Raw genomic sequence first — 21,648 nt, 5'->3', positions numbered from 1 at the left:
CACAGTTTCTGGAAAGTTTAAAAAAAAGGATAATCCGTCGATGCCGTTATTTGTCCTATAGTATTGATCCCGCACTTAGCAGGTGGGTTCCACGATCCCTGATTTCGAGCTACCAAATGAAAAGGCATGCTACCCATCTGGATACTAGTCGGATCCCGAGATATCAATAAAATGTTCGGTCAACACACAAAAAAGACAACGCGCACATCACAGATTAACCATCTTTATAATAGCATAGCTTCTGCCATCCGGCAATGACCATGCATTGGAGAATTTATGAATTTTCTTGTTTCCATTTTTGAATTCGGTCGTATTGATGATGAAGGGCTTGTTCATATTTTCCAGTGTCAATCGGTTCATAGTATTTTGCATTTTTTAGTTTATCCGGTAAATACTGCTGATTCACCCAAGCATTTTCAAAGGCGTGAGGATACTGATAGCCAATTCCGCGGTTTAGTTCCTTGGCCCCAGAATAATGACTGTCTCTTAAGTGATCAGGAACCTCTCCGGCATTACCGGCTTCGATATCTGCAATGGCCCTGCTTAATGCCGCATTTGCAGAATTAGATTTGGGTGAGAGACAGAGTTCAACAACAGTCATAGACAACGGCATAATAGCTTCAGGAAAGCCTAGTTTTTCAGCGGCCTGTACAGCTGTAACTGCTCGCGCAGCAGCTGTCGGATTTCCCAGCCCAATATCTTCATAGGCAACAACCATTAGGCGGCGACAGATAATCGGTAAATCACCTGCGACGACTAATCGACCTAAATAGTGAAGCGCAGCGTCCACATCACTTCCACGAATCGATTTTTGGAAGGCAGAAATAACATCATAATGAGCGTCGCCGTTTTTATCATGTGTCAGTGCTTTTCTCTGAATGCATTCTTCAATAATCGATAGTGTAACGACAATTTTTTGCTCATTATTTTCCTTCGTCGATTTTACAGCTAATTCTAACCCATTTAAAGCACTCCTCAAATCGCCGTTTGTTGCTCGAGATAAATGCAGGAGAGCTTCTGGTTCTAATATTATAGGATATTCTCCTAATCCTCTTTCTTTGTCTTCCAAAGCCCAGTTCACAGCAGTTTGAATATCTTCTTCGCTTAAAGGTTTTACTTCAAAGATTTGTGTCCGGCTGCGTATTGCAGGATTAATAGTAATATAGGGGTTCTCAGTTGTTGCTCCAATCATAATAATTCGTCCGCTTTCCAGATGTGGAAGCAAAAAATCCTGTTTGGTTTTATCCAAGCGGTGAACCTCATCCAGCAGCAGAATAACTGTTCCGCTCATTTTTGCTTCTTCCGCAACTATTTGCAAATCCTTTTTAGTATCTGTTGCCGCATTCAGCATTCGAAAGGCATAGTTCGTAGAACCGGCAATTGCACTGGCTATACTGGTTTTTCCAGTTCCCGGTGGTCCGTAGAGAATCATGGAAGAAAGCATACGTGCCTCCACCATACGGCGGATAATTTTTCCTTCTCCTACAAGATGTGTTTGACCAACAACTTCATCTATATTTCTTGGCCGCATACGGTAGGCTAGCGGTTTTTGCATAGGAATACTTCCTTTCTGTTCATAATCGTAAATTGATAAAAGCTTACAAGACTGCACATAAGACAGGAATGAAAGTCTGAATCTTAGAAGGCAAAGTGATATGAAGTGCCAACTGGTGCTTATTACAGCTAAGTATTGCAGCAATTCATTTTGTTCTTGTCATCTGTTTAGATATTGCGGAAACAGGGTGGGAAATTTTGTTCATAATCCTTGTTTGTTTTAGAGTCATGTATCTTGCTAAGCAGTATAGCGCTTCAATGCATTTTGCGCATGACTTTTTATATAGTTGTTTCCAGCTTCCGCAGCTTTCTCAAGCAGAGGACGTGCAGGCAGGAAATTGTGAAAAGCAAATAGATAAGGCAGCTCTTGTAAAATATACATATTTTCATTATCCAAGAAGGGCAGAAGCTCATAAAGGTGTTCTTTTGGCATGAGATAAAAAGCCTGAAAAGCGATTTGGGCATAATCATCCTCATTTAAAGACTGAGAAAGCTGCCCCAGTAGTATTTTACTACAGGCATAATTCTGCTGCATTTCACTGGAGCTGTCAGCTTTCATTGGAAAATCCGCAACTGGCTTGTTTTCCGATGACTGAGCGCCCAGTTCAGGTATGTATAGATTCTCAATGCTTCCATCTGCCACCCGTTGGATAAACGAATCAACTGTTTTATATAAAGGAACATAAAAAGGGTTTCCATGATCAAGAAACATAATTTTTCCTCTTAACGGTCCTTGATAAAAAAGTCCAGCGTAATTACTTTCATCATCTGTCCATAAGAAGCAGACATCCGGCAACACTTCAGTCATCATGGAAAGGGCCTGAAATTCTTCACTAGTAATCAAATGGATTTGCGGGTGTTGCGAACTGTAGGTTTGCTGAAAAATACTGTCCAGCTCACTTTCCAGAAGATTGAAGGGAGCAAGGGTTTGCCGATTGATAGACAGTTGTTTCGGTTCAGAAGAAGCTGCCGGTCTTTTCTTTGCTGAGTCTGCCTTTTTTCTAAAAAGCTGATTAAAGAAAGCCATAATAATATCCTCTTTCCGGAATAAACACACATAAAAAAATAAGAAGAGCTATTCCAATTCTTATACACTAGTATACCATGTTTTTATCATAAGAACATACATTCGTATGTTGTTTGGTAAGAGTATTTTATTCGGTGATAGAATCAATTTGGCATAAGAAATTTTATTTATTTTTTACTGCAGACGTTATTTGAAGAGACTCTGCAAAAGACGAATAATGATTTATCAATATGTTTGCTGAAAAATGAACAAGCTTTTTTCAAAAAAATTTTTCTTGTAATTAGGTCAATCCCTTTGCTCTTATACTTTTGTAAGAGCAAGAATATGATACAATATATATAAATACTGTTAAAAAAACAAGACTAGCCGTGATTAGCTTTTTATAAAGCAAGCTTTGACTTTTTGTGATTTATTAATAAGAAGATATACGCGAAGGTTGAAGATTAGATTTGCTGGAGAGAACCACAGGAAGATTACCTGTTTTCATGGCTTATTTTCTATAGATTGTGTATGATAGAGGGTGGCAAAATTGAATAATATCAAGCAATACTTTGAAAAACACACGACAGAAGAGATTGCCCGCTATCTGCTGGGTATGTATTTGGAGCATGAAACAGCAGCTGGTACGTTGGCAGGATATATTGTTGATGCAGAAGCATATTTAGGTCCGGAAGATGAGGCGGCACATAGCTTTGGTATGAGGAATACTCCACGACTGCAGGCAATGTACGGCAGACCAGGAACAATTTACCTATACACGATGCACACACATTTGATTCTAAATATGGTCACCGGAGATGAAGGACACCCGCAAGGAGTAATGATTCGAGGACTGCAGCCGGCTGCAGGTGTTGAAGAGATGATTATTCACCGGAAAGGACGTAGCGGACCGGAGTTATCAAATGGACCAGGCAAGTTGGTTGCTGCATTAGGGATTAGCCGGGAACTGTATGGTCAGTCGATTTTTGACAGCCCGCTGCACTTGGTTTCGGAAAAGAGGAAATATCCTCAAAAAATTCTTGAACTGCCGCGTATCGGTATTCCGAATAAAGGAATTTGGACAGAGGCGCCGCTCCGTTTCGCAGTTGCGGGGAACCCATATATATCTTTACAGAAGAAAGCTGGGGTGGATCAAGAAACCCTGGGGTGGAAGGATGAATAACTAATGAAAAAACAAACAATACTCGATTATTTGGATCAGCAGTTGGAAAAGAAAATAACTGAATTTGATACCGCTATTGACTGGGATACACGGAATCATACGATTGAATTAGTCGTTCGGTTATTTGCGGAAAATAAGTCAGGAGAACGAATTGATGATGCGCAGGGAGTGGTATCAGAATCTGAAATTATTGAGTTTGAAGATGGCTTATTGTTCTATAACACTCAAAAAGTAAAGCAGATACCTGATGCTTCAGATTATATGGCAGTAATCCCTTTTGATGGGAAAAAAGGCATGTCAAAAGGAGAAATTGATGGAGCACTGACGTATCTAAATGAGGTGCTGATTAACGGTCAGGATAGTCTTCTTGAATTTTTGACAGATGGGGATAAAGAAACATTTGAACTAGTATGGAATGATGATGAATTTAAAAAAGCTATTAAGGAAGCTAGCACAGCTACAGACAGCTATTTTCCTTATCCAAGCTATTAAAAAGGCGGTATTAAGCAAATGAAGTGGACAGAAGTGAAAGTTGAAACGACAAGTGAGGCTGTCGAGGCGGTCTCCAATATTATGATGGAAGCGGGAGCCAGCGGTGTTGCTATAGAGGATGCGCTGGATGTTGAAAATTTTGAAAGCGACATCTATGGTGAGATTTTAGATAAAGATCAGTTTGCTCATATTAAAGAGGGAGCGTTAGTTATGGCGTATTTTCCAGAGACTGCTTTTTTACCGGAAATTGTTCCGTTCATCCAAGAAAATATCTCCCAGCTGCCGAAGTTTGGCTTGGCGATTGGAAAAAATAAATTGACCGTTAGTGAAGTAGCCGAGAGTGACTGGGCAACAGCCTGGAAAAAATATTATCATCCCGTACGGGTAACCCGATACTTGACGATTGTACCAAGTTGGGAAAAGTATGAACCTAAAGATTCAAAAGAGCATATCATTACTTTAGATCCGGGAATGGCATTTGGAACAGGCACTCACCCGACAACACGTTTGACGCTGCAGGCCTTGGAAACTGTTTTACGAGGCGGTGAAACCCTGCTGGATGTAGGAACTGGTTCCGGCGTTCTGAGTATTGCTGCAAAATATTTAGGTGCTGAAACTGTTTATGCATATGATTTAGACGATGTAGCCGTTGCTGCGGCCAAAGAAAATATGGCGTTGAATCCCGTTGCTGCTGATGTTCAGGTTGGTGCAAACAATCTATTGACAGAAATCGCAGTTGAAGCTGATGTGATTGTAGCGAATATTCTGGCAGATATCATTGTATTGATGGTGGAAGATGCATATCGCTTATTGAAAAATTCCGGGACGTTTGTTGTTTCAGGGATTATTAGAGAGAAAAAAGAGATGATTCTTGAAAAGATGACAAGTGTTGGTTTTCAGGTGGATCAGATATTCCAGCAAGGTGACTGGTATGCCATTATTTTAAAAAAATCAGAGGACGAATAATATGCAGCGCTATTTTGTAAAAGAATCTTATAGAAATCAAGAAGTCTTTGCTGTAACAGACGAAAATTATCATCATATTGTACGGGTCATGCGTATGAAGCCGGAAGAAGAGCTTTATTTAGTGTTTGAGGACGGCATCGTTGTATTGGGAGAGATAACAGCGATTGATGAACAGACGGTCTCAGTTAGAGAACTGTCTAAAGAAACAGCGGATAAGGAACTGCCCATCCACGTAACCATTGCTTGCGGACTACCCAAAGGAGATAAGCTGGAATGGGTTGTGCAAAAAGGAACAGAGCTAGGCAGCAGCAGCTTTATTGGCTTTCCGGCTCAAAATTCGATTGTTAAATGGGATCACAAAAAGCTGGCTGCCAAAACGAAGCGGCTGATAAAAATAGCTCAGGAAGCGGCTGAACAATCTCACCGTCAAAGAGTTCCTGAAATACAGTTACTGGAAAAAGAAGCACAGCTGCTTGCTATGTTTTCAACCTATGATAAAGTGCTGATTGCTTATGAGGAATCAGCAAAACAAAATGAGCGGAGCAAACTTGTTGACGTGTTAACAAGTCTTAACACAGGTGCACGGCTACTGTTTGTGTTTGGACCGGAGGGCGGTTTTTCATCTGAAGAGATTGCGTTGTTTGAGCAAAGCGGAGGCATATGCTGTGGTTTAGGACCTCGTATCTTAAGAGCTGAAACGGCTCCGCTGTATGCATTGAGTGCGGTTAGCTATCAACAAGAATTGTTGTCGCAAGGGGGTTGAATATGGGGATTGATTTAAATCGAATTTCTGTTATTTTGCTGGACCCGGCAATGACCGACCAGCAGTTAAAAGAAGAAGTTTTATTTATCAGGGAATATAAAATAAAAATGATATATGTTTTGCCGTATCATGTGAGGCGAACAAAACAGCTTTTAGAAGGCACTGAAGTTCACGTTGGCAGTATTGCCGATTACCCATTAGGAGTCGGCACCTTGGCGAAACAAGCGTTTGAAACAGGGGAACTATATCGGGATGGAGCGACAGAGGTTCAAATTACTGCTACTTTAGAAAATCTTTCAATCAGTAAACAAACCTATCAAATGTTGGCACCACTGGCTTTTGGAAAAGGAGAACTAGGTTTTTTTATTGATATCGAAGAGATGACAGAGGAGGAACGAGGACGAATCGCCATTCAGATTGGACGGACAAACGTGAAGCTGATTTCCTTAGGCTCTAATTTGTCAGTTGAGACGGCGTTGTTTAATTTAGGGATGTTTCGAACAATGCGGGACCGTTATCTGGAAATCCAAGTGAACGTAGACAATCCGACCTTATTGGAGATGGAAATATTGCTTCAAACTGGAGCAACGACTATTGGTGTGAACAATCCTAGAGAAATTCTACCTTTATTTACATGATTCCGAGAAATGAAGGAATTGAAAATTTGGGATTTTAGAGTATAATAAGAGGGTATTGAAAGTGCTGCTGCTTCAAGTAGTACTTTTCTTTTTTACAAAAAATAGCTGTTGTTGTACCGAATACTCCTAAGCAAATGACAACAAAGGCGTGTAGGAAAATGACAGCAAACAATAAATACGCACTTTTAAAAGAGCATCGGCAGTGAAAAGACAGTCGCTGATTCCAGCTAAATTCTGCTATGCTGTTTTAAGATTGAAAAGATTTTGCCATGGTACTTTTCTGCAGCAAATCTGTAGTTTTAGGCTTGGTGAAGAATTGCGGACAAAGCTACCCGCTGAAAGCTGAAGGAGAGTGAGAACGATGCCGAAAGATGAAATTGTAACAGGACCGGAAGTTATAAGGATTGTATCAAAATATATGTCAGAGAAACACACTGCTTTTGTTGGGAAAGCATACGAGTACGCAAAAGAGGCACATGAGGGGCAAGTCAGAAAATCTGGAGAGCCGTATATCATTCACCCGATTCAGGTTGCAGGTATTCTTGCTGAGCTGCATATGGACCCTCATACCGTAGCTACAGGGTTTCTTCATGATGTAGTAGAAGATACAGATGTGACTCTGGATGACTTAAAAAATGAATTTGGCGAAGATGTAGCTATGCTTGTTGATGGCGTGACCAAGCTTGGAAAAATCAAATATAAGTCTCATGAAGAACAACTGGCTGAAAATCACCGTAAGATGCTGTTGGCGATGGCGCAGGATCTTCGGGTAATTATGGTTAAGTTAGCCGATAGACTGCACAATATGCGCACATTAAAGCATTTACGTGATGATAAGCAAAGAAGAATTGCACAGGAAACGCTGGAAATCTATGCGCCTTTAGCTCATCGCTTAGGGATGAGCCGTATCAAATGGGAGCTGGAAGACACAGCACTTCGCTACATCAATCCAAAACAGTACTACCGGATTGTTCATTTAATGCAGTCGAAACGCGAAGAACGGGAAGAATATATTTTTGAAGCGGTTGAAGATATCAAAAAGGCTACAGAAGAGTTAGAAATTTATGCTGAAATTTATGGCCGTCCAAAGCACATCTATTCGATTTATCGGAAGATGAAGGACCAGAAGAAGCAGTTTACAGAAATCTATGATTTGCTGGCAATCCGTGTGATTGTTGACTCGATTAAGGACTGCTATGCGGTACTGGGCGCAATCCACACAAAATGGACACCTATGCCTGGACGGTTTAAAGATTATATCGCCATGCCGAAAGCTAATATGTATCAATCCATCCATACAACTGTGATTGGTCCAAAAGGAAATCCTGTTGAGGTTCAGATACGAACACATGAGATGCATCAAATTGCTGAGTTCGGGGTAGCTGCTCACTGGGCGTATAAAGAAGGCAAGACAGATAAGGTGGAGGAAGATCCATCTGGTAAACAGCTGAGCTGGTTTAGAGAAATTCTTGAACTTCAAGATGAAAGCTATGATGCATCTGATTTTATGGAAAGTGTTAAAGGAGACATCTTTAGTGACAAGGTTTATGTTTTTACTCCGACTGGGGATGTAACCGAATTGCCGAAGGGCTCTGGTCCACTGGACTTCGCTTACAGCGTGCATACGGAAATTGGCAATAAAACAACCGGTGCCAAGGTTAATGGCAAAATGGTACAGCTGGACTACACGCTGAAAAATGGAGACATAATTGAAGTCCTTACCTCGCCAAATTCTTTTGGTCCGAGTCGTGACTGGCTGAAGATGGTTAAAACAAGTAAGGCAAGAAATAAGATTAAACGCTTTTTCAAGGTACAGGATAGAGAAGTCAATGTCATTAAAGGACATGATGCAATTACAAAATACCTAAACGAACACGGCTTCCAGCCTAAAGAGTTTATGAGTAAGGCAAAAATTGCTGAAGCCTTAGAGCGGTTCAACTATCAAACTGAGGATGATTTATATGCGGCGGTTGGATATGGTGAAATCAGTGCCCAGGTCGTTTCCAACCGTTTGACTGAGAAGGAACGGAAGCAGATTGAACTGGAGAAACAAAAGCAGGAAGCGGAAGAGCTGATGACTCAGCCGGTGAAGAAAGAATCAGATAAAATGAAGGTTCGGCATGAAGGCGGGATTGTGATTCAGGGAATTGATAATTTACTGATTCGTTTGAGCCGCTGCTGCAATCCGGTTCCGGGAGATAAAATCGTAGGGTATATTACTAAGGGACGAGGAGTCTCTATTCATCGGGCGGATTGTCCTAACGTACAGCATCAGGAAGAGCTGGCTGAACGGATGATTGAAGTGGAATGGGAGAACGCAGATAATATTCATAAGGAATATGATGCAGATTTGGAAATCTACGGCTATAACCGCAGCGGTTTATTGAACGATGTTTTACAAGTAATAAGTTCAATGACTAAAAATCTTGTCAGTGTGGAGGCAAAGCCGACAAAAGATAAGATGGCGACGATTCATATCACTGTGAAAATCCAAAATCTTTCTCATTTGAAAACAATTGTCGATAAAATCAAAAGTGTACCAGAAATTTACAGTGTTCGCCGGACGAACGGATAGGAGGAGTAAGTTGAAAGCTGTGATTCAAAGAGTCTCCAGTGCCCATGTAAAACTGGAACAGAAAGTGATTGGGAAAATCGGTCATGGCTTCATGATTCTGCTAGGTATTCATGAAGAGGACACGCTGGAAGATGCTGCCTATTTAGTTCGAAAAATTAGTAAACTGCGTGTTTTTGAGGATAATGAAGGTAAGATGAATCTGGATATTCAGGCAGTACAGGGGAGTATTCTTAGTATTTCACAATTTACGCTATATGCAGATACTAAAAAGGGAAATCGACCGAGCTTTATTCAAGCCGCACGTCCTGAGCAGGCTATTCCGTTGTATGAAGCATTTAATCAGCAGCTGGAAGCAACCGGCATCTCTGTTGAAACCGGAGAATTTGGCGGAGATATGGATGTAGTACTGACAAATGATGGACCGGTAACAATCATTATCGATACAAGAGAAAAATAATAACAAAGTTCCTATTACCAAAAAAATTGATTTTTGATAATAGGGGCTTTTTTTGTAAACTTTTATAAATGCTCAGAAAAATTGGTATAATAAGTTAGTGAGCGTTTACATTTGTTTGCAGGAAGGTGTTGGAAAAAAACTTGCATAAATATAAAAAAGCGATTGCCTCATTTGGAAAAGCTGCCTGTTCCTGATTTAGAAGATACATTAGTGGAGCTGTTTAATTGGGCGAGTCCCTTTATAACGGCTGAAGAAAGCAAAGAACTCAGCCGCAGTCTGGAAGAATTTTCTGAAGGAACTGGCAGAGTACTTCAGGAGCGCTTATTAAAACATCAGCAGAACAGCTCCGGCAGCTGGTTGGCTTCTTTCTGGCAGGACAGCTATTTAAGCGGCAGAGGACCTGTCTAAAGCGAGTCTAATTTTGCTCTGGTTCCTTCGCTATCCAGTTATCAGCACATTACGTAGAATTACTAAAGAAACAAGAAAAGCTGAAAAGTTAGACGCAAAAAAAGAGCTGTAGGGTTTATCCTTAGGACAAACCCTATAGCCCTTTCAACCTCAATAAATAGGCAAATAACTATTTATTAAGGCTGAAAACTCAACATTTTTCTGATAATTGAAGGAGAAAGCTGAAGTTTAGAAAAAGCTTCAAATCGGGCGTTCTAAGATTCCATTTCTTCTAATTCAAGACTCAAATCTTCCCATTCTTGTAGCTGCTGTTCTTGTTCTTCATGTGCTTTTTCCAGCTTTTTATTAAGTTCCATCAGCCCGACATGGTCATCGGCAACCTCAGGACGGCTCATTTCTATTTCTAATTCAGCAATATGCTCATCCAATTTACTGAGAGTTTCTTCAATCTGAGTAATTTTTCGTTTCAGATTTCTTAAGATTTTCTGAGCTTCTTTGTTCTGGTAAAAGTTATTTTTATTGCTGGCGAATACTTCTTTCTCTTGCGCTTCACCTGCGGCTAAAGCGGCAAGATCTTCCTCTTCTTTTTTCTTTTCTAAATAATAATCATAATCGCCTAAGTAGAGCTTACTTCCATTTTCCGATAGTTCAATGACTTTGGTAGCAATTCGGTTAATAAAGTAGCGGTCATGGGAAACAAAGAGCAAGGTGCCTTCATAATCAATCAAGGCGTTTTCCAATACTTCTTTATTGTCAATGTCTAGGTGGTTAGTTGGCTCGTCAAGAACCAGAAAATTTTCTTTATTCATTGACAGCTTAGCCAGAGCAACACGGGCTTTTTCTCCGCCGCTTAATAATGGAATAGTTTTTTCTACATCATTCCCGCTGAACAAAAAGCTGCCTAAAACACTGCGGATATCTTTCTCCGGAGTCGTTGGATGCTCATCCCATAACTCTGCCAAAACGGTTTTGTTGCCATGAAGAGTTGCCTGCTCCTGATCATAGTAGCCAATTGAAACATTTGTTCCGAGAAAAGCTTGTCCTTTAATAAAGGGTAACGTGCCGATAATCGATTTTAAGAGTGTGGATTTTCCAATACCGTTGGGTCCAACTAATGCAATTGCTTCCTGTCGGCGGATATCCATAGTAATTGGAGCAGAAAGGATTGTGTCATCATAGCCAATCGCCGCGTCTTCAACTTGTAAAACGACGTTCCCGGAAACCTTCTCAATATCAAAAAGAAAATTAGCAGATTTTTCATCTCCGGCAGGGCGATCCAGCCGCTCCATTTTTTCCAGTGTTTTTCTACGACTTTGCGCCCGTTTGGTCGTAGAAGCCCGTACTAGGTTCCTAGCGACAAAATCTTCCAGCTTTTGAATTTCAGTTTGCTGCTTTTCAAATGCTTTCCACTCACTAGCTAGTTGTTCGGCCTTTAGTTCAAGGTATTTAGAGTAATTTCCTTTGTAGTAGCGCATCTTTCGTCTGCTGATTTCATAGATTTCAGTTACGACCTTATCTAAAAAATAACGGTCATGAGAAACGATTAGCAGCGCACCAGAATAGTTTGGCAGGTAGCCTTCCAGCCACGATAACGTCTCAATATCTAAATGATTGGTTGGTTCGTCGAGAATCAGCAAGTCTGGTTTCTGGAGTAACATTCGGGCCAATGCCAAACGAGTTTTTTGCCCCCCAGATAGTGAAGCGACCGGACGATCGTAAAAGCTGTCATCAAAACCGAAGCCATGCAGCACAGAACGAATCTCATTTTCCATGCTGTAGCCGTTTTTGTCTGAAAAGTCCTGCTGTAGTCTATCGTATTCCTTTAAGATTGAAGGATAATTAGCTGCCTCAGGATCTGTCTGACTAATCTGCTGTTCTAGCTCCCGCATTCTCTTTTCCATAGCAGTAATAGCTGAGAACGCCAGCAGCATTTCATCCCAGATGTTTTTTTCAGAGTCCAGCCCAGTGTCCTGAGCAAGATAACCAATGGTAGCTGTTTTGGTTTTAGAAATAGTTCCAGCATCCGGAGCCTCTACTCCAGCAATGATTTTCAAGAGTGTAGATTTTCCAGCACCATTCCGACCTACCAGAGCAATCCGGCTGTTGTCGGCTATTTCCATTTGTATATTTTCAAACAAAGTTTCAGCGCCAAAAAAACGGGCAATCTGATTTGCTTGTAGTAAGATCATGGTTCTATCCTCATTTCATCGTAATCTTTCTTAGTTTAGCATAAAATACTAAAAAATTCAGTTACATAAGAAGCTGCAGGATATAAAACAGAAGATTTAGGCAATAAATAGTTTTTTATGAGCACCAACGTTGCTTTTTAGCTCTTGGAACTGCTATTATTAGTAGTGGAGATATAGAATGAGTTGGAGGTATGAATGTGAAAGAGCAAACGATACCAAAAGCCACTGCGCGTAGGCTTCCTTTATATTATCGTTATTTACGTATTTTATATGATGCTGGTAAAAGTAAAGTTTCCTCAACTGAGTTGAGTGAAGCAGTTCAAGTTGATAGCGCTACGATTCGTAGAGATTTTTCTTACTTTGGTGAGCTGGGAAAACGGGGCTATGGCTATGATGTAGAAAATCTAATGAACTTTTTCGGTAAAACACTAAATGATGATGAATTAACCAATGTAGCTTTAATTGGTGTTGGGAATCTGGGCAGTGCTTTATTGAAGTACAAATTTCATCAGAGCAACAGTATTCGTGTGAGCTGTGCTTTTGATATCAACGAAGAAATCGTTGGACGAATCGTAGATGGTGTTCCTGTCTATCCTATCGAGGATATGCTGGAGCAAATCAAGATTCAACAAATTGAGGTGGCAATTTTAACGCTGCCTGCCAGAAAAGCGCAGGATGTTGTAAATCAGCTAGCTGAAGCGGGGATTAAAGGAATTTTAAACTTTACCATTGCCCGTCTGGCAGCGCCATCAGATGTATTGATTCAAAATGTCGATCTAACCAATGAACTGCAAACATTAATCTATTTCCTGCATCACGATGGAGATTTGATTGAGACAGGTGAGGAATAGACGGTAAAAGCAATTAAGATGGACGTCCTGAAACCTGGGAATTACACAAGATGTTGTTTAGTATCTGTCTTTTCGTTTAATAAAAAAGAGATAAAGGAACGCAATCTGACGTTCCTTTATCTCTTTTTAAATTAAAAATTTATCCTATAAAATCTGATTCAAGCCCCTCTTTTATTTTGAAGAACAGCTAATGCTGTTTAGCAATGCTATAAAATTGTTCTTTGAAGTATATGCATCTATAATTTGTGAAGTTTATTCTATGAGTGTCCGCTGGAATAAAGAATCAGCTGTATAACTACGACAAGTGTATTCATACCACAGTGGGCAATGATGGAGGTCCAGATTTTCCCAGTCACTTTATAGAGAATGGCAAAGAAAAGCCCCAGAACGAAATAAACAAAAAAGTTTCCGTCAAAATGAATAATGGAAAAAAGTGCTGAGCTGAGAATTGCTCCCAACCAAAAACCAGTCTTTTCATAATAGAAGAGATCAATTAATGAACGTCGGAAAACAAATTCTTCCATAATTGGTCCCCCAATAATTGTCGCAAAAACAAATAAGCTGTTGTTCAAAATAATTGAGATAATATTTTTAGTATTTTCTGAATTAGGAGCTGTATTTGTAATGGTCGTTTGAAGGCTAACAACAATTCCCTGAAGAAAGAGAGCCAGAAAGATGCCGCTAACTCCGAGAAGCAGAACGAATACTGGAGAGTGAAGCCGCCCCTTTTTTTCCACCATTGTTTTTTCTTTATCTTTTAGATATAAGCCAATCATTAAACCTGCACCTAAAATATAGGCTAGTGTGGAGGCTAAGACCACGACATCCTGCGAAGCTGATGCAAAGAGCAATGGTGAGACAAAGACAGCCAGGTAAATCAAAATCATTGTCATACTTGTTTTTTTAGCAGCCATAAAATCCTCTTTTCTTTTCAAGTGAGTAGTTCAAACTATCCTATAGAAAACTGAAAACCTATCTATTTTTTGTGGCGGAATCCTAATAAAAGGAAAATAAAAATTGAAAAAAACAAGGCTTCCCACAAGGTAGTTGTCCAGTCGAATTGCTTATCTACACCAAAAAAAAGATTTCCGGCATTTGCGATGAAAAGATAAACAAATGTAAGAATAATAGTCTGAGCAATGCGCTGTTTCATATTCGCTTTCCTCCTTTTTTTATTTTCCACTAATTCTATTTTAGCATGAAGTGCGCTAAATACTGGAATGAAATGGTCAATGGATTTGGGAGATAATCCAAAGTAAGATAAAAATCTTATTTTTCATACAAAAGACTTGCAAAGCAAATCAGAAATGAGTATTATAAATAGTGTGAGTTAGCACTCTCTTTGCAAGAGTGCTAAAAATCAAAAAATTTATCATGGAGGGATTTATTGTGTTAAAACCATTAGGCGATCGCATCATTCTTGAAGTCGCACAGGAAGAGGAAAAAACAGTAGGAGGTATTGTTTTAGCTTCAGCTGCAAAAGAAAAGCCACAGACTGGTAAAGTTATCGCGGTGGGAGAAGGCCGTGTATTAGATAACGGTACAAAAGTTCCTGCGGAAGTAAAAGAAGGCGATACAGTTATGTTTGAAAAGTATTCCGGAACAGAAGTTAAATATGAAGGAACAGAATATTTAATTGTTTCAGGAAAAGATATCATCGCAGTTGTAGAATAAACCTCTAATAATTTTTATAGTATTAAGGTAAATCTGAGCTATTTAAGTAATAGAGTTCTCAGGTAAATCCTAATAAAAACAGAATGAATAATAAATTAAATAAGGTGGGAAATAACATGGCAAAAGAAATTAAATTTGCAGAAGATGCCCGCGCAGCAATGCTTCGTGGTGTGGATATTTTAGCTGATACAGTAAAAGTAACATTAGGTCCAAAAGGTCGTAATGTCGTTTTAGAAAAATCTTATGGTTCACCGCTAATCACCAATGATGGTGTAACAATCGCAAAAGAGATTGAATTAGAAGATCATTTTGAAAATATGGGTGCTAAATTAGTTTCTGAGGTTGCTTCTAAAACTAATGATATTGCAGGAGATGGTACAACAACTGCTACTGTTTTAACACAGGCGATTGTTCGTGAAGGGCTGAAAAACGTCACTGCTGGAGCAAATCCTTTAGGCATCCGCCGGGGAATTGAATTAGCTACAAAAACAGCGGTTGAAGAACTGCATAATATTTCTGCTGTTGTAGACTCAAAAGAAGCAATTGCACAAGTAGCAGCTGTTTCTTCTGGTTCAGAAAAAGTTGGTCAGCTAATTGCAGATGCAATGGAAAAAGTTGGTAATGATGGTGTTATCACTATTGAAGAGTCGAAAGGAATCGAAACAGAGCTGGATGTTGTAGAAGGCATGCAGTTTGACCGCGGCTATTTGTCTCAATACATGGTGACAGACAATGATAAAATGGAAGCTGTTTTAGAAAATCCGTATATTTTGATTACTGACAAGAAAATTTCAAATATCCAAGATATTCTGCCTTTATTAGAGCAAATTCTACAACAATCTCGTCCGCTGCTGATTATTGCTGATGATGTAGATGGTGAAGCGTTACCTACACTAGTATTAAATAAAATCCGCGGAACCTTCAATGTGGTTGCAGTGAAAGCGCCAGGCTTCGGTGACCGCCGCAAAGCAATGCTTGAAGATATTGCTGTTTTAACAGGTGGAACAGTGATTACTGAAGATCTTGGTTTAGAGTTAAAAGATACAACTATTGAAAACCTTGGTAATGCAAGTAAAGTAGTTGTTGATAAAGACAATACAACAATCGTTGAGGGAGCCGGCGGCAAAGAAGCTATTGATGCTCGTGTTCAACTAATCAAAAATCAAATTGTTGATACAACTTCTGACTTCGACCGTGAAAAACTACAGGAACGTCTGGCAAAATTAGCTGGCGGTGTTGCGGTAGTTAAAGTCGGTGCAGCTACAGAAACAGAACTTAAAGAATTGAAGCTTCGTATCGAAGATGCCTTAAACGCAACTCGTGCGGCTGTTGAAGAAGGAATGGTTTCCGGCGGTGGTACAGCGTTGGTAAATGTTATTGGTAAAGTAACAGAAGTAGACGCAGAAGGCGATGTAGCAACAGGTGTGAAAATCGTGGTTCGTGCATTAGAAGAACCAATTCGCCAAATTGCTGAAAATGCCGGTTATGAAGGTTCAGTCATCGTTGATAAACTAAAAAATGTTGATTTAGGTATTGGTTTTAATGCAGCCAATGGTGAGTGGGTAAACATGCTTGATGCAGGAATTGTTGACCCAACAAAAGTAACTCGTTCAGCCTTGCAGAATGCAGCCTCTGTAGCAGCATTGTTGCTGACAACAGAAGCAGTAGTTGCAGATAAACCAGAACCAGCTGGCGCAGCTGTTCCCCCAATGGATCCATCAATGGGTATGGGCGGCATGATGTAAGTAACCTCTAAGAACCTTGAGAAATCAGGGTTCTTTTTTTGTTTTCTATTGTTTTTTACTGCTTATAGGGCTAAAAAGGGCAAAACTTTTCTAAAAAAAATATAGGTTGTTTAATAATCATAAATGAATCCCATATTTTAACAACGAGTCTTCTCCAAATACAAAGTATTCCTCATAGGAAAAGTAAAGTAATTCAATTTGGATAGAAGGACGACACAGATTTATCGCAGCATTAAAAATAGAAATAAAATCAAAAAATACAGGGACATATGAAAATATGAATCTTCTCATCTTGTTTCCTATAGCTCGTTCATCAGCATCATTAAACAGCAAACAAAAAGGGAAAGACCAGAATTTTCCATTGGATAATTTTAGAAAATATCCAATCAATAATAAAATTCCAGAAATTGTAACACCTGCAAAGGCTATATCTAGGGCAAGCGGTAAATCACTTAGATTCATAATAAGTATCTCTCTTTTTTTGATTATATTCTACAAGGATAAAAGCAGAACAGCAACAAAAATCAGAAAGGCTGAATGACGTAGGAAGCTTGCAGAACGACTTTTTTACTTTCACATACGGATATATGATATAGAAATAAATTTTTCAACGAATAAAATTAGCAATAATGATGTATAGATTAGTAGAGCGGGACCCAAAAATCACTACTCGCAAAGAACAATTTCTTTTGAAAAATATCTTCCATAGTTTTAGGTAAGATTTTATATTGTTGGCGGAGAAACAATGTGAGCTTAAACTCTTCATGAACAATATTTAAGAAGGGGGAAGTTCAAATGTTTGAACAACTAATAAATATGAATTGCTTTTCAGTAAATAAAAAACTTGCTAAAGAAGCAGCGGAATTACTGGAAAGGTTGTACGGCTGTGAAATTAACTGTACTGAGATAGATGAGAGTGTGCCCTTTGCACACCATGCACGAGGCTGTACAATTGTCGCAGCAAAAATCTGTGAAAATGTGGTCATTTATCAAAATGTTACAATTGGTTCGAATATGAAATACAGTAAAGCTGTAAAGAAGTGGGAGAACGTGGGAAACCCAATCATTGCTAAAAATGTAATTATAGCAGACGGTGCCAAGATTCTGGGACCAGTAGTAATTGGTGAAAATTCAGCTATAGGAGCTGGAGCGATTATTACAAAAAATATTCCTGCAGACAGTGTTGCATTTGGTGTTAATCAGCATAAGCCCAAAGATCCTAATTATGATTTGCTGTTCAATCGGGATATGATTGATCCAGAAATAATCATTGAGGAAAAACATCGGCTAATCTCAGCTTTTGAAAAGAACAATTAAGAAACTTCAGAAGTTTGGATACGGTCATTAGCTCCAGAGACAGTTCAGCAACGGGTTTCCTCAACACGTAACAGCTGATATACTATCAAGAAAAGGGGGAAAGAGTTACTATGGAAAAAGAATGGCTGTATAGGAGTATTGATTCGGCGGACATAAAAGAAGCGATTGAACTGTATATCGAAGTTTTTTCAGCTGAACCTTGGAACGATCAGCTTACGTTTCAGCAGATTGCGGATTATATTAAAAGCTTACAGGGGATGAATACTTTTAAAGGCTTTATTTTACGAAATGAAGCAACCGGCAAATTGACAGGAGTAGCTTTAGGCTTTGTGAGACCTTGGTATCAAGGATTGGAATATCATATGGATGCATTTTACATTTCCAATGAGCTTCAAAGAAAAGGCATAGGGAGCTGTTTTATGACTAAAATAAAGCAGTCCCTTGCGGAAGAAAATGTACCTGATATTATTCTAGATACAGAACGAGGATATCCTGCAGAAGGATTCTATTTGAAGAATGGCTTCAATGCTTTAGCAGCCTCTGTTTTATTAAGTGCAAGCACTCAAGAAGTATAGTCAAATAATTTACGCCAATACAAATAAGGAACTATTATGAACTCATTCCAATCTCTTTGGTTGGTTTGCTTGATAATAGTTTCTTTTTTATTCTACAGAAAGTTTATTGTTTAAGGGACATATTGACTGAGTGAAGGGCTTGATTAACAATCGGCAAGGATGCCGGACCTATGCCATGGAAGCTTAACAGTTCTTTTTTAGTTAGAGCTGCCAGCTTTGGGAATGAATCAATTTTTTTGTGAAGTAAAGCTCGCCGGGCTGGTTTTGATAATTTTTCTAAGAATTCCTGATAAGTCACTGGAAACACCTCCATTTTCTATAGCTAATATAACATATTTAAGAGATTAATCACGACGGTAAAGTTTACCAGCTTAAAAAAGGAGTACTGAACAGTAAGTCATTGACTTCAATTATCCACTAGCCTAAAATTATAACCATTAAGTAGCTTTATCCTATAAATGATGAAATGATAGACGGCATACTATTTTAAGCAGAAAGAGAGGCAAAATTTATGGAGAGATATATTGCGCTTTTACGTGGAATAAATGTAGGTGGTAAGAATAAGATATCCATGCCGTTATTGAAAGCAGCCTTTGAAAAAATCGGTTTTTTAGATGTGGTAACCTACATCAACAGCGGGAACATTGTTTTTTCTAGTGATATTCAAGATAAAAGTGACCTGATAAGAAAATGTGAGGCTACAATAGTGGATGAATTCGCACTAAATATTCCTGTTACCGTAGTATCGGCAAAGGATTTAGCGACAACGCTAAGTAATGCGCCAGAATGGTGGAATATAGAAAAAGAATCAATTCATTACGCGATTTTCGTTATTTCTCCAGTTACTGTGGAAGAAGTGTTTGCTGAGGTTGGAGAGGTAAAACCGGAGTATGAACAAATTAGTCATCATGGCAATGTTATCTTCTGGTCAGCTCCACGAAAAACCTTTAACAAAGCACGCTGGTCCAAAATTGCCAGCTCGTCTGTAAATAATAGCGTCACAATTAGAAACGCCAATACAGTAAATAAACTACTTCAATTAACTAGTAAGTGAGAGTTATTATGAGACAGCGGCTGCTGTCTTTTTTTTATTCTAGTTTTAATTAGTTGCAAGAATATAAATACTCTGTCTTGTTCTATCATGGTTGCTATCAAATGAAATACAAAAAAATAAGTAATTAAAGTTTTTAGAAATATTTTTGTAATGTGTTTGACACAAAAGTAATGTTATGTAATAATTGATTGGAAGGATATAAAGAACATGGAGGAGTGGAAAATGGAAAGAAAGCTGTTTTGTGAAATTTCACCTCTGACCTATAAAATTTCAGTCTATAAAAATATAGTCAAACGGCATGTTCAAGACTACTGGAAAAAAGAACGCTTTTCTTCTGAAAAAAGAGAGGAAAAATTACCTGTATGCGTGTATAGGCATCGCTCTTTGATTCGAAGAAAGCTTGGCAATGTTGATTTAGAGCTTCAAAATAACAAGGCAGTGAATCTGGCAATTTCCACGCAAAAGGTCTCTGGTATTCTAATAAAGCCAGGTGAGACTTTTTCTTTTTGGCATCTAGTTGGGATGTGTACAGAAAAAGAAGGTTATTTAGAAGGACTAATGATTGGAAAAAATACCACTGTGAGCGGCATTGGCGGGGGAATGTGTCAATTTACTAATCTGATTCACTGGATTATTCTCCATACGCCCTTTGAAATTGTTGAGCATCATCATCATGACAACATTGATTTATTTCCAGATTATGGCCGTGTGATACCTTTTGGAACCGGGACATCTATTGTTTATAACTATTTTGACTATCGGTTTAGAAATACGACTGATCAAATATATCAATTAATCGTCTACACAGATGATATATATCTTAACGGTGAATTATATGCGGAAAATGAACAAGCCTACAGTTATCATATTAAAGGCGAAAATGAGTATTTTAGCAAATCACAAGGGGTCGTTTACAGGAATGGAGAAATCATCCGAACTGTAATTGATAGAAGAAACGGGAATCAGGTGAAAAGGGAACTGATAAAGAAGAACCGTGCGAAGGTCCTGTATGATACCACTCATCTAACAATAGTAGAAGAATAGCAGATTAGACTATAGTAATTTTTTCTTCTAATCACCAAATAATTGAGCTAGTTGAAATGACTATGGTTGTTGTAATAAGGAGTTAAAAAATAAGACCACCAGGGTCTTATTTTTTATTTGGGGAGCCTCTCATCAAGGAATTACGGGAAATAATGAACGAATGTAGGGAATTAGCAGCTGCTGCTGGATTAGGAGCAACAGTAACAGATGTACAGGATAAAATACATAAAAAAGATACTTCCATTGCCGTCCCCTTTGACCGTTATAGAAATAAATGAAAATGAAAGATAACAGCCCTGAATAGCTGTTTTGCAGGATAACAGCACTGCCTGCCAAACATTTAATCAGTGGATAATTGCGTAATATATACAATGAAGCAATTAAAAGCACACCAATCCATCCGCCGTAATCTGTTCGGAGAAACTCAGCAGCAAAAATTCCGCTAAACAGAACACCAGCGGAAATGAATACATTTAGAGGTGTTCGTTCTTCAAATTTTTTCAAGCCAATCAAGACGACTAAGCCGATAAGCAATGTAAAAAAAACGTTTTGTTTTTCCAGTGTAAAATAGGATTGGCGAAAGGCCATATCATAAGGAATTTCTGATAAAATAGCAAATAGTAGTAAACGGGAAAAATATTTTTTCACATTAGAGGTATGTACAAAACCTTCTACTAACAAAAAGCAGAACAAAGGAAACGAGAGTCTTCCTAAAAATAGAAAGATGTCAAAAAGCTGATTTATAAAGGTGAAAAAACTCTGCTGCTCACTGGGAAGCTGTTGAATGAGCGCAGGTGAAAGGTATAAAAGCTTTGCAGTATGGTCCATCAACATCGTTAGAATAGCAATCCACTTTAACGTACTGCCTGAAAAGTACCCTTTGTTTTCCATAAATAAACTCCTTTAGCTAAAAATGCTTCTTTTATTCTACCATAATTATTCTAAAGAATTTGAAATTTCGGACTAAGGATTATGTTATACTATTTTGGAGTGTATTTGAAAAAGTAAGCGGCGAATGGTTATATAGACTATTGTTAAAAGATAAGTGAAGCTAGTTTTTCTTCAGGAATAGCTAGCGAAACAGCGAGTTTTCGTTCTTGATTGCCATAATCATTTCTGAAAAATTCGAATGCCGCTCTACTTGAAAGCGGGGGAAA

The 21,648-nt window shown here is 38.7% G+C and carries 22 protein-coding genes, 1 other RNA gene and 1 pseudogene; 15 read left to right on the top strand and 9 right to left on the bottom strand.

Annotated elements, in window-relative coordinates; all coding sequences use genetic code 11:
• Nucleotides 1-27: 27 nt before the first annotated feature.
• The 3 genes from ssrS to AC1Z3K_RS01565 form a co-directional block, all read right to left on the bottom strand.
• Nucleotides 28-219: non-coding RNA, 6S RNA (gene ssrS, locus AC1Z3K_RS01575), on the bottom strand.
• A gap of 55 nt (nt 220-274) precedes the next feature.
• Nucleotides 275-1,555 (bottom strand): replication-associated recombination protein A, encoded by a 1,281-nt coding sequence (locus tag AC1Z3K_RS01570; RefSeq protein ID WP_461731618.1) that lies wholly within the window; start codon nt 1,553-1,555, stop codon nt 275-277.
• A gap of 237 nt (nt 1,556-1,792) precedes the next feature.
• Entirely contained in the window at nt 1,793-2,581 is a 789-nt protein-coding gene (locus AC1Z3K_RS01565) for a hypothetical protein (protein ID WP_461731617.1), read from the bottom strand.
• A 595-nt stretch (nt 2,582-3,176) separates the two neighbouring features.
• On the opposite strand from AC1Z3K_RS01565, the pseudogene AC1Z3K_RS01560 reads away from it, so the two are divergent.
• The 8 genes and pseudogenes from AC1Z3K_RS01560 (at nt 3,177) to AC1Z3K_RS01525 (ending at nt 10,042) form a co-directional block, all read left to right on the top strand.
• A pseudogene (locus AC1Z3K_RS01560) lies at nt 3,177-3,805 on the top strand (DNA-3-methyladenine glycosylase).
• Nucleotides 3,747-4,235 carry a DUF3013 family protein gene (locus tag AC1Z3K_RS01555; protein WP_461731616.1) on the top strand — a complete coding sequence of 163 codons (489 nt, stop codon included), beginning with the start codon at nt 3,747-3,749 and terminating at the stop codon, nt 4,233-4,235. Before AC1Z3K_RS01560 ends, AC1Z3K_RS01555 begins: the two are co-directional and overlap by 59 nt.
• An 18-nt stretch (nt 4,236-4,253) precedes the next feature.
• Nucleotides 4,254-5,201, top strand: a complete 948-nt coding sequence (gene prmA, locus AC1Z3K_RS01550; RefSeq protein ID WP_426082085.1) for a 50S ribosomal protein L11 methyltransferase — start codon at nt 4,254-4,256, stop codon at nt 5,199-5,201.
• 1 nt (nt 5,202) lies between these two features.
• Nucleotides 5,203-5,964 carry a 16S rRNA (uracil(1498)-N(3))-methyltransferase gene (locus tag AC1Z3K_RS01545; RefSeq protein ID WP_426082084.1) on the top strand — a complete coding sequence of 254 codons (762 nt, stop codon included), beginning with the start codon at nt 5,203-5,205 and terminating at the stop codon, nt 5,962-5,964.
• Between the two features lie 2 nt (nt 5,965-5,966).
• Complete coding sequence (locus AC1Z3K_RS01540; RefSeq protein ID WP_426082083.1) at nt 5,967-6,602, top strand: deoxyribose-phosphate aldolase; 636 nt, start codon at nt 5,967-5,969, stop codon at nt 6,600-6,602.
• 361 nt (nt 6,603-6,963) lie between these two features.
• A complete protein-coding gene (locus AC1Z3K_RS01535; RefSeq protein ID WP_461731615.1) occupies nt 6,964-9,177 on the top strand; it encodes a RelA/SpoT family protein in 2,214 nt (737 codons plus the stop codon).
• 10 nt (nt 9,178-9,187) lie between these two features.
• Complete coding sequence (gene dtd, locus AC1Z3K_RS01530; RefSeq protein WP_461731614.1) at nt 9,188-9,634, top strand: D-aminoacyl-tRNA deacylase; 447 nt, start codon at nt 9,188-9,190, stop codon at nt 9,632-9,634.
• Between the two features lie 171 nt (nt 9,635-9,805).
• Nucleotides 9,806-10,042, top strand: coding sequence for a choline/carnitine O-acyltransferase (locus tag AC1Z3K_RS01525; RefSeq protein WP_461731613.1), 237 nt, complete (start codon nt 9,806-9,808; stop codon nt 10,040-10,042).
• A 254-nt stretch (nt 10,043-10,296) separates the two neighbouring features.
• Here the strand turns inward: AC1Z3K_RS01525 and AC1Z3K_RS01520 are convergent, their stop codons facing one another.
• A complete protein-coding gene (locus tag AC1Z3K_RS01520) occupies nt 10,297-12,231 on the bottom strand; it encodes an ABC transporter ATP-binding protein (protein WP_461731612.1) in 1,935 nt (644 codons plus the stop codon).
• Nucleotides 12,232-12,428: 197 nt separating this feature from the next.
• On the opposite strand from AC1Z3K_RS01520, the gene AC1Z3K_RS01515 reads away from it, so the two are divergent.
• Nucleotides 12,429-13,082: a redox-sensing transcriptional repressor Rex gene (locus tag AC1Z3K_RS01515; RefSeq protein WP_426082078.1), complete on the top strand. Its 654-nt coding sequence runs from the start codon at nt 12,429-12,431 to the stop codon at nt 13,080-13,082.
• A 257-nt stretch (nt 13,083-13,339) separates the two neighbouring features.
• On the opposite strand, the gene AC1Z3K_RS01510 is transcribed toward AC1Z3K_RS01515, so the two are convergent.
• Together AC1Z3K_RS01510 and AC1Z3K_RS01505 are read right to left on the bottom strand one after the other, a co-directional pair.
• Nucleotides 13,340-13,996 (bottom strand): CPBP family intramembrane glutamic endopeptidase, encoded by a 657-nt coding sequence (locus AC1Z3K_RS01510; protein WP_426082768.1) that lies wholly within the window; start codon nt 13,994-13,996, stop codon nt 13,340-13,342.
• Nucleotides 13,997-14,058: 62 nt separating this feature from the next.
• The gene (locus AC1Z3K_RS01505) at nt 14,059-14,235 is read right to left on the bottom strand and encodes a hypothetical protein (protein ID WP_426082770.1); all 177 of its coding nucleotides are present in this window, start codon (nt 14,233-14,235) and stop codon (nt 14,059-14,061) included.
• Nucleotides 14,236-14,471: 236 nt separating this feature from the next.
• Here AC1Z3K_RS01505 and groES point away from each other — a divergent pair, with 236 nt between their 5' ends.
• Together groES and groL are read left to right on the top strand one after the other, a co-directional pair.
• Nucleotides 14,472-14,756 (top strand): co-chaperone GroES, encoded by a 285-nt coding sequence (groES, locus tag AC1Z3K_RS01500; protein WP_426082772.1) that lies wholly within the window; start codon nt 14,472-14,474, stop codon nt 14,754-14,756.
• A gap of 116 nt (nt 14,757-14,872) precedes the next feature.
• Nucleotides 14,873-16,501: a chaperonin GroEL gene (gene groL, locus AC1Z3K_RS01495; RefSeq protein WP_426082774.1), complete on the top strand. Its 1,629-nt coding sequence runs from the start codon at nt 14,873-14,875 to the stop codon at nt 16,499-16,501.
• Between the two features lie 117 nt (nt 16,502-16,618).
• Here the strand turns inward: groL and AC1Z3K_RS01490 are convergent, their stop codons facing one another.
• Entirely contained in the window at nt 16,619-16,963 is a 345-nt protein-coding gene (locus AC1Z3K_RS01490; RefSeq protein ID WP_461731611.1) for a hypothetical protein, read from the bottom strand.
• Nucleotides 16,964-17,296: 333 nt separating this feature from the next.
• On the opposite strand from AC1Z3K_RS01490, the gene AC1Z3K_RS01485 reads away from it, so the two are divergent.
• Both AC1Z3K_RS01485 and AC1Z3K_RS01480 read left to right on the top strand, forming a co-directional pair.
• Nucleotides 17,297-17,818, top strand: coding sequence for a serine O-acetyltransferase (locus AC1Z3K_RS01485; RefSeq protein WP_426082777.1), 522 nt, complete (start codon nt 17,297-17,299; stop codon nt 17,816-17,818).
• 110 nt (nt 17,819-17,928) lie between these two features.
• On the top strand, nt 17,929-18,393 hold the full coding sequence (locus AC1Z3K_RS01480; RefSeq protein ID WP_461731610.1) for a GNAT family N-acetyltransferase: 465 nt from the start codon (nt 17,929-17,931) through the stop codon (nt 18,391-18,393).
• Nucleotides 18,394-18,496: 103 nt separating this feature from the next.
• On the opposite strand, the gene AC1Z3K_RS01475 is transcribed toward AC1Z3K_RS01480, so the two are convergent.
• Nucleotides 18,497-18,691 carry a helix-hairpin-helix domain-containing protein gene (locus AC1Z3K_RS01475; protein WP_426082779.1) on the bottom strand — a complete coding sequence of 65 codons (195 nt, stop codon included), beginning with the start codon at nt 18,689-18,691 and terminating at the stop codon, nt 18,497-18,499.
• A gap of 213 nt (nt 18,692-18,904) precedes the next feature.
• Between AC1Z3K_RS01475 and AC1Z3K_RS01470 the strand changes: the two genes are divergently transcribed.
• Both AC1Z3K_RS01470 and AC1Z3K_RS01465 read left to right on the top strand, forming a co-directional pair.
• Nucleotides 18,905-19,447: a DUF1697 domain-containing protein gene (locus AC1Z3K_RS01470; protein ID WP_461731609.1), complete on the top strand. Its 543-nt coding sequence runs from the start codon at nt 18,905-18,907 to the stop codon at nt 19,445-19,447.
• Between the two features lie 222 nt (nt 19,448-19,669).
• Nucleotides 19,670-20,491, top strand: a complete 822-nt coding sequence (locus AC1Z3K_RS01465) for a VanW family protein (protein ID WP_461731608.1) — start codon at nt 19,670-19,672, stop codon at nt 20,489-20,491.
• A gap of 132 nt (nt 20,492-20,623) precedes the next feature.
• Here AC1Z3K_RS01465 and AC1Z3K_RS01460 read toward each other — a convergent pair whose 3' ends face one another.
• Nucleotides 20,624-21,382, bottom strand: a complete 759-nt coding sequence (locus tag AC1Z3K_RS01460; RefSeq protein ID WP_461731607.1) for a TraX family protein — start codon at nt 21,380-21,382, stop codon at nt 20,624-20,626.
• Nucleotides 21,383-21,648 lie beyond the last annotated feature (266 nt).

It is taken from the genome of Enterococcus sp. LJL128 (genome assembly GCF_056924295.1).
The sequence above is the reverse complement of the archived record's forward strand: the minus strand, read 5'-3'. Positions and strand labels throughout refer to the sequence as shown.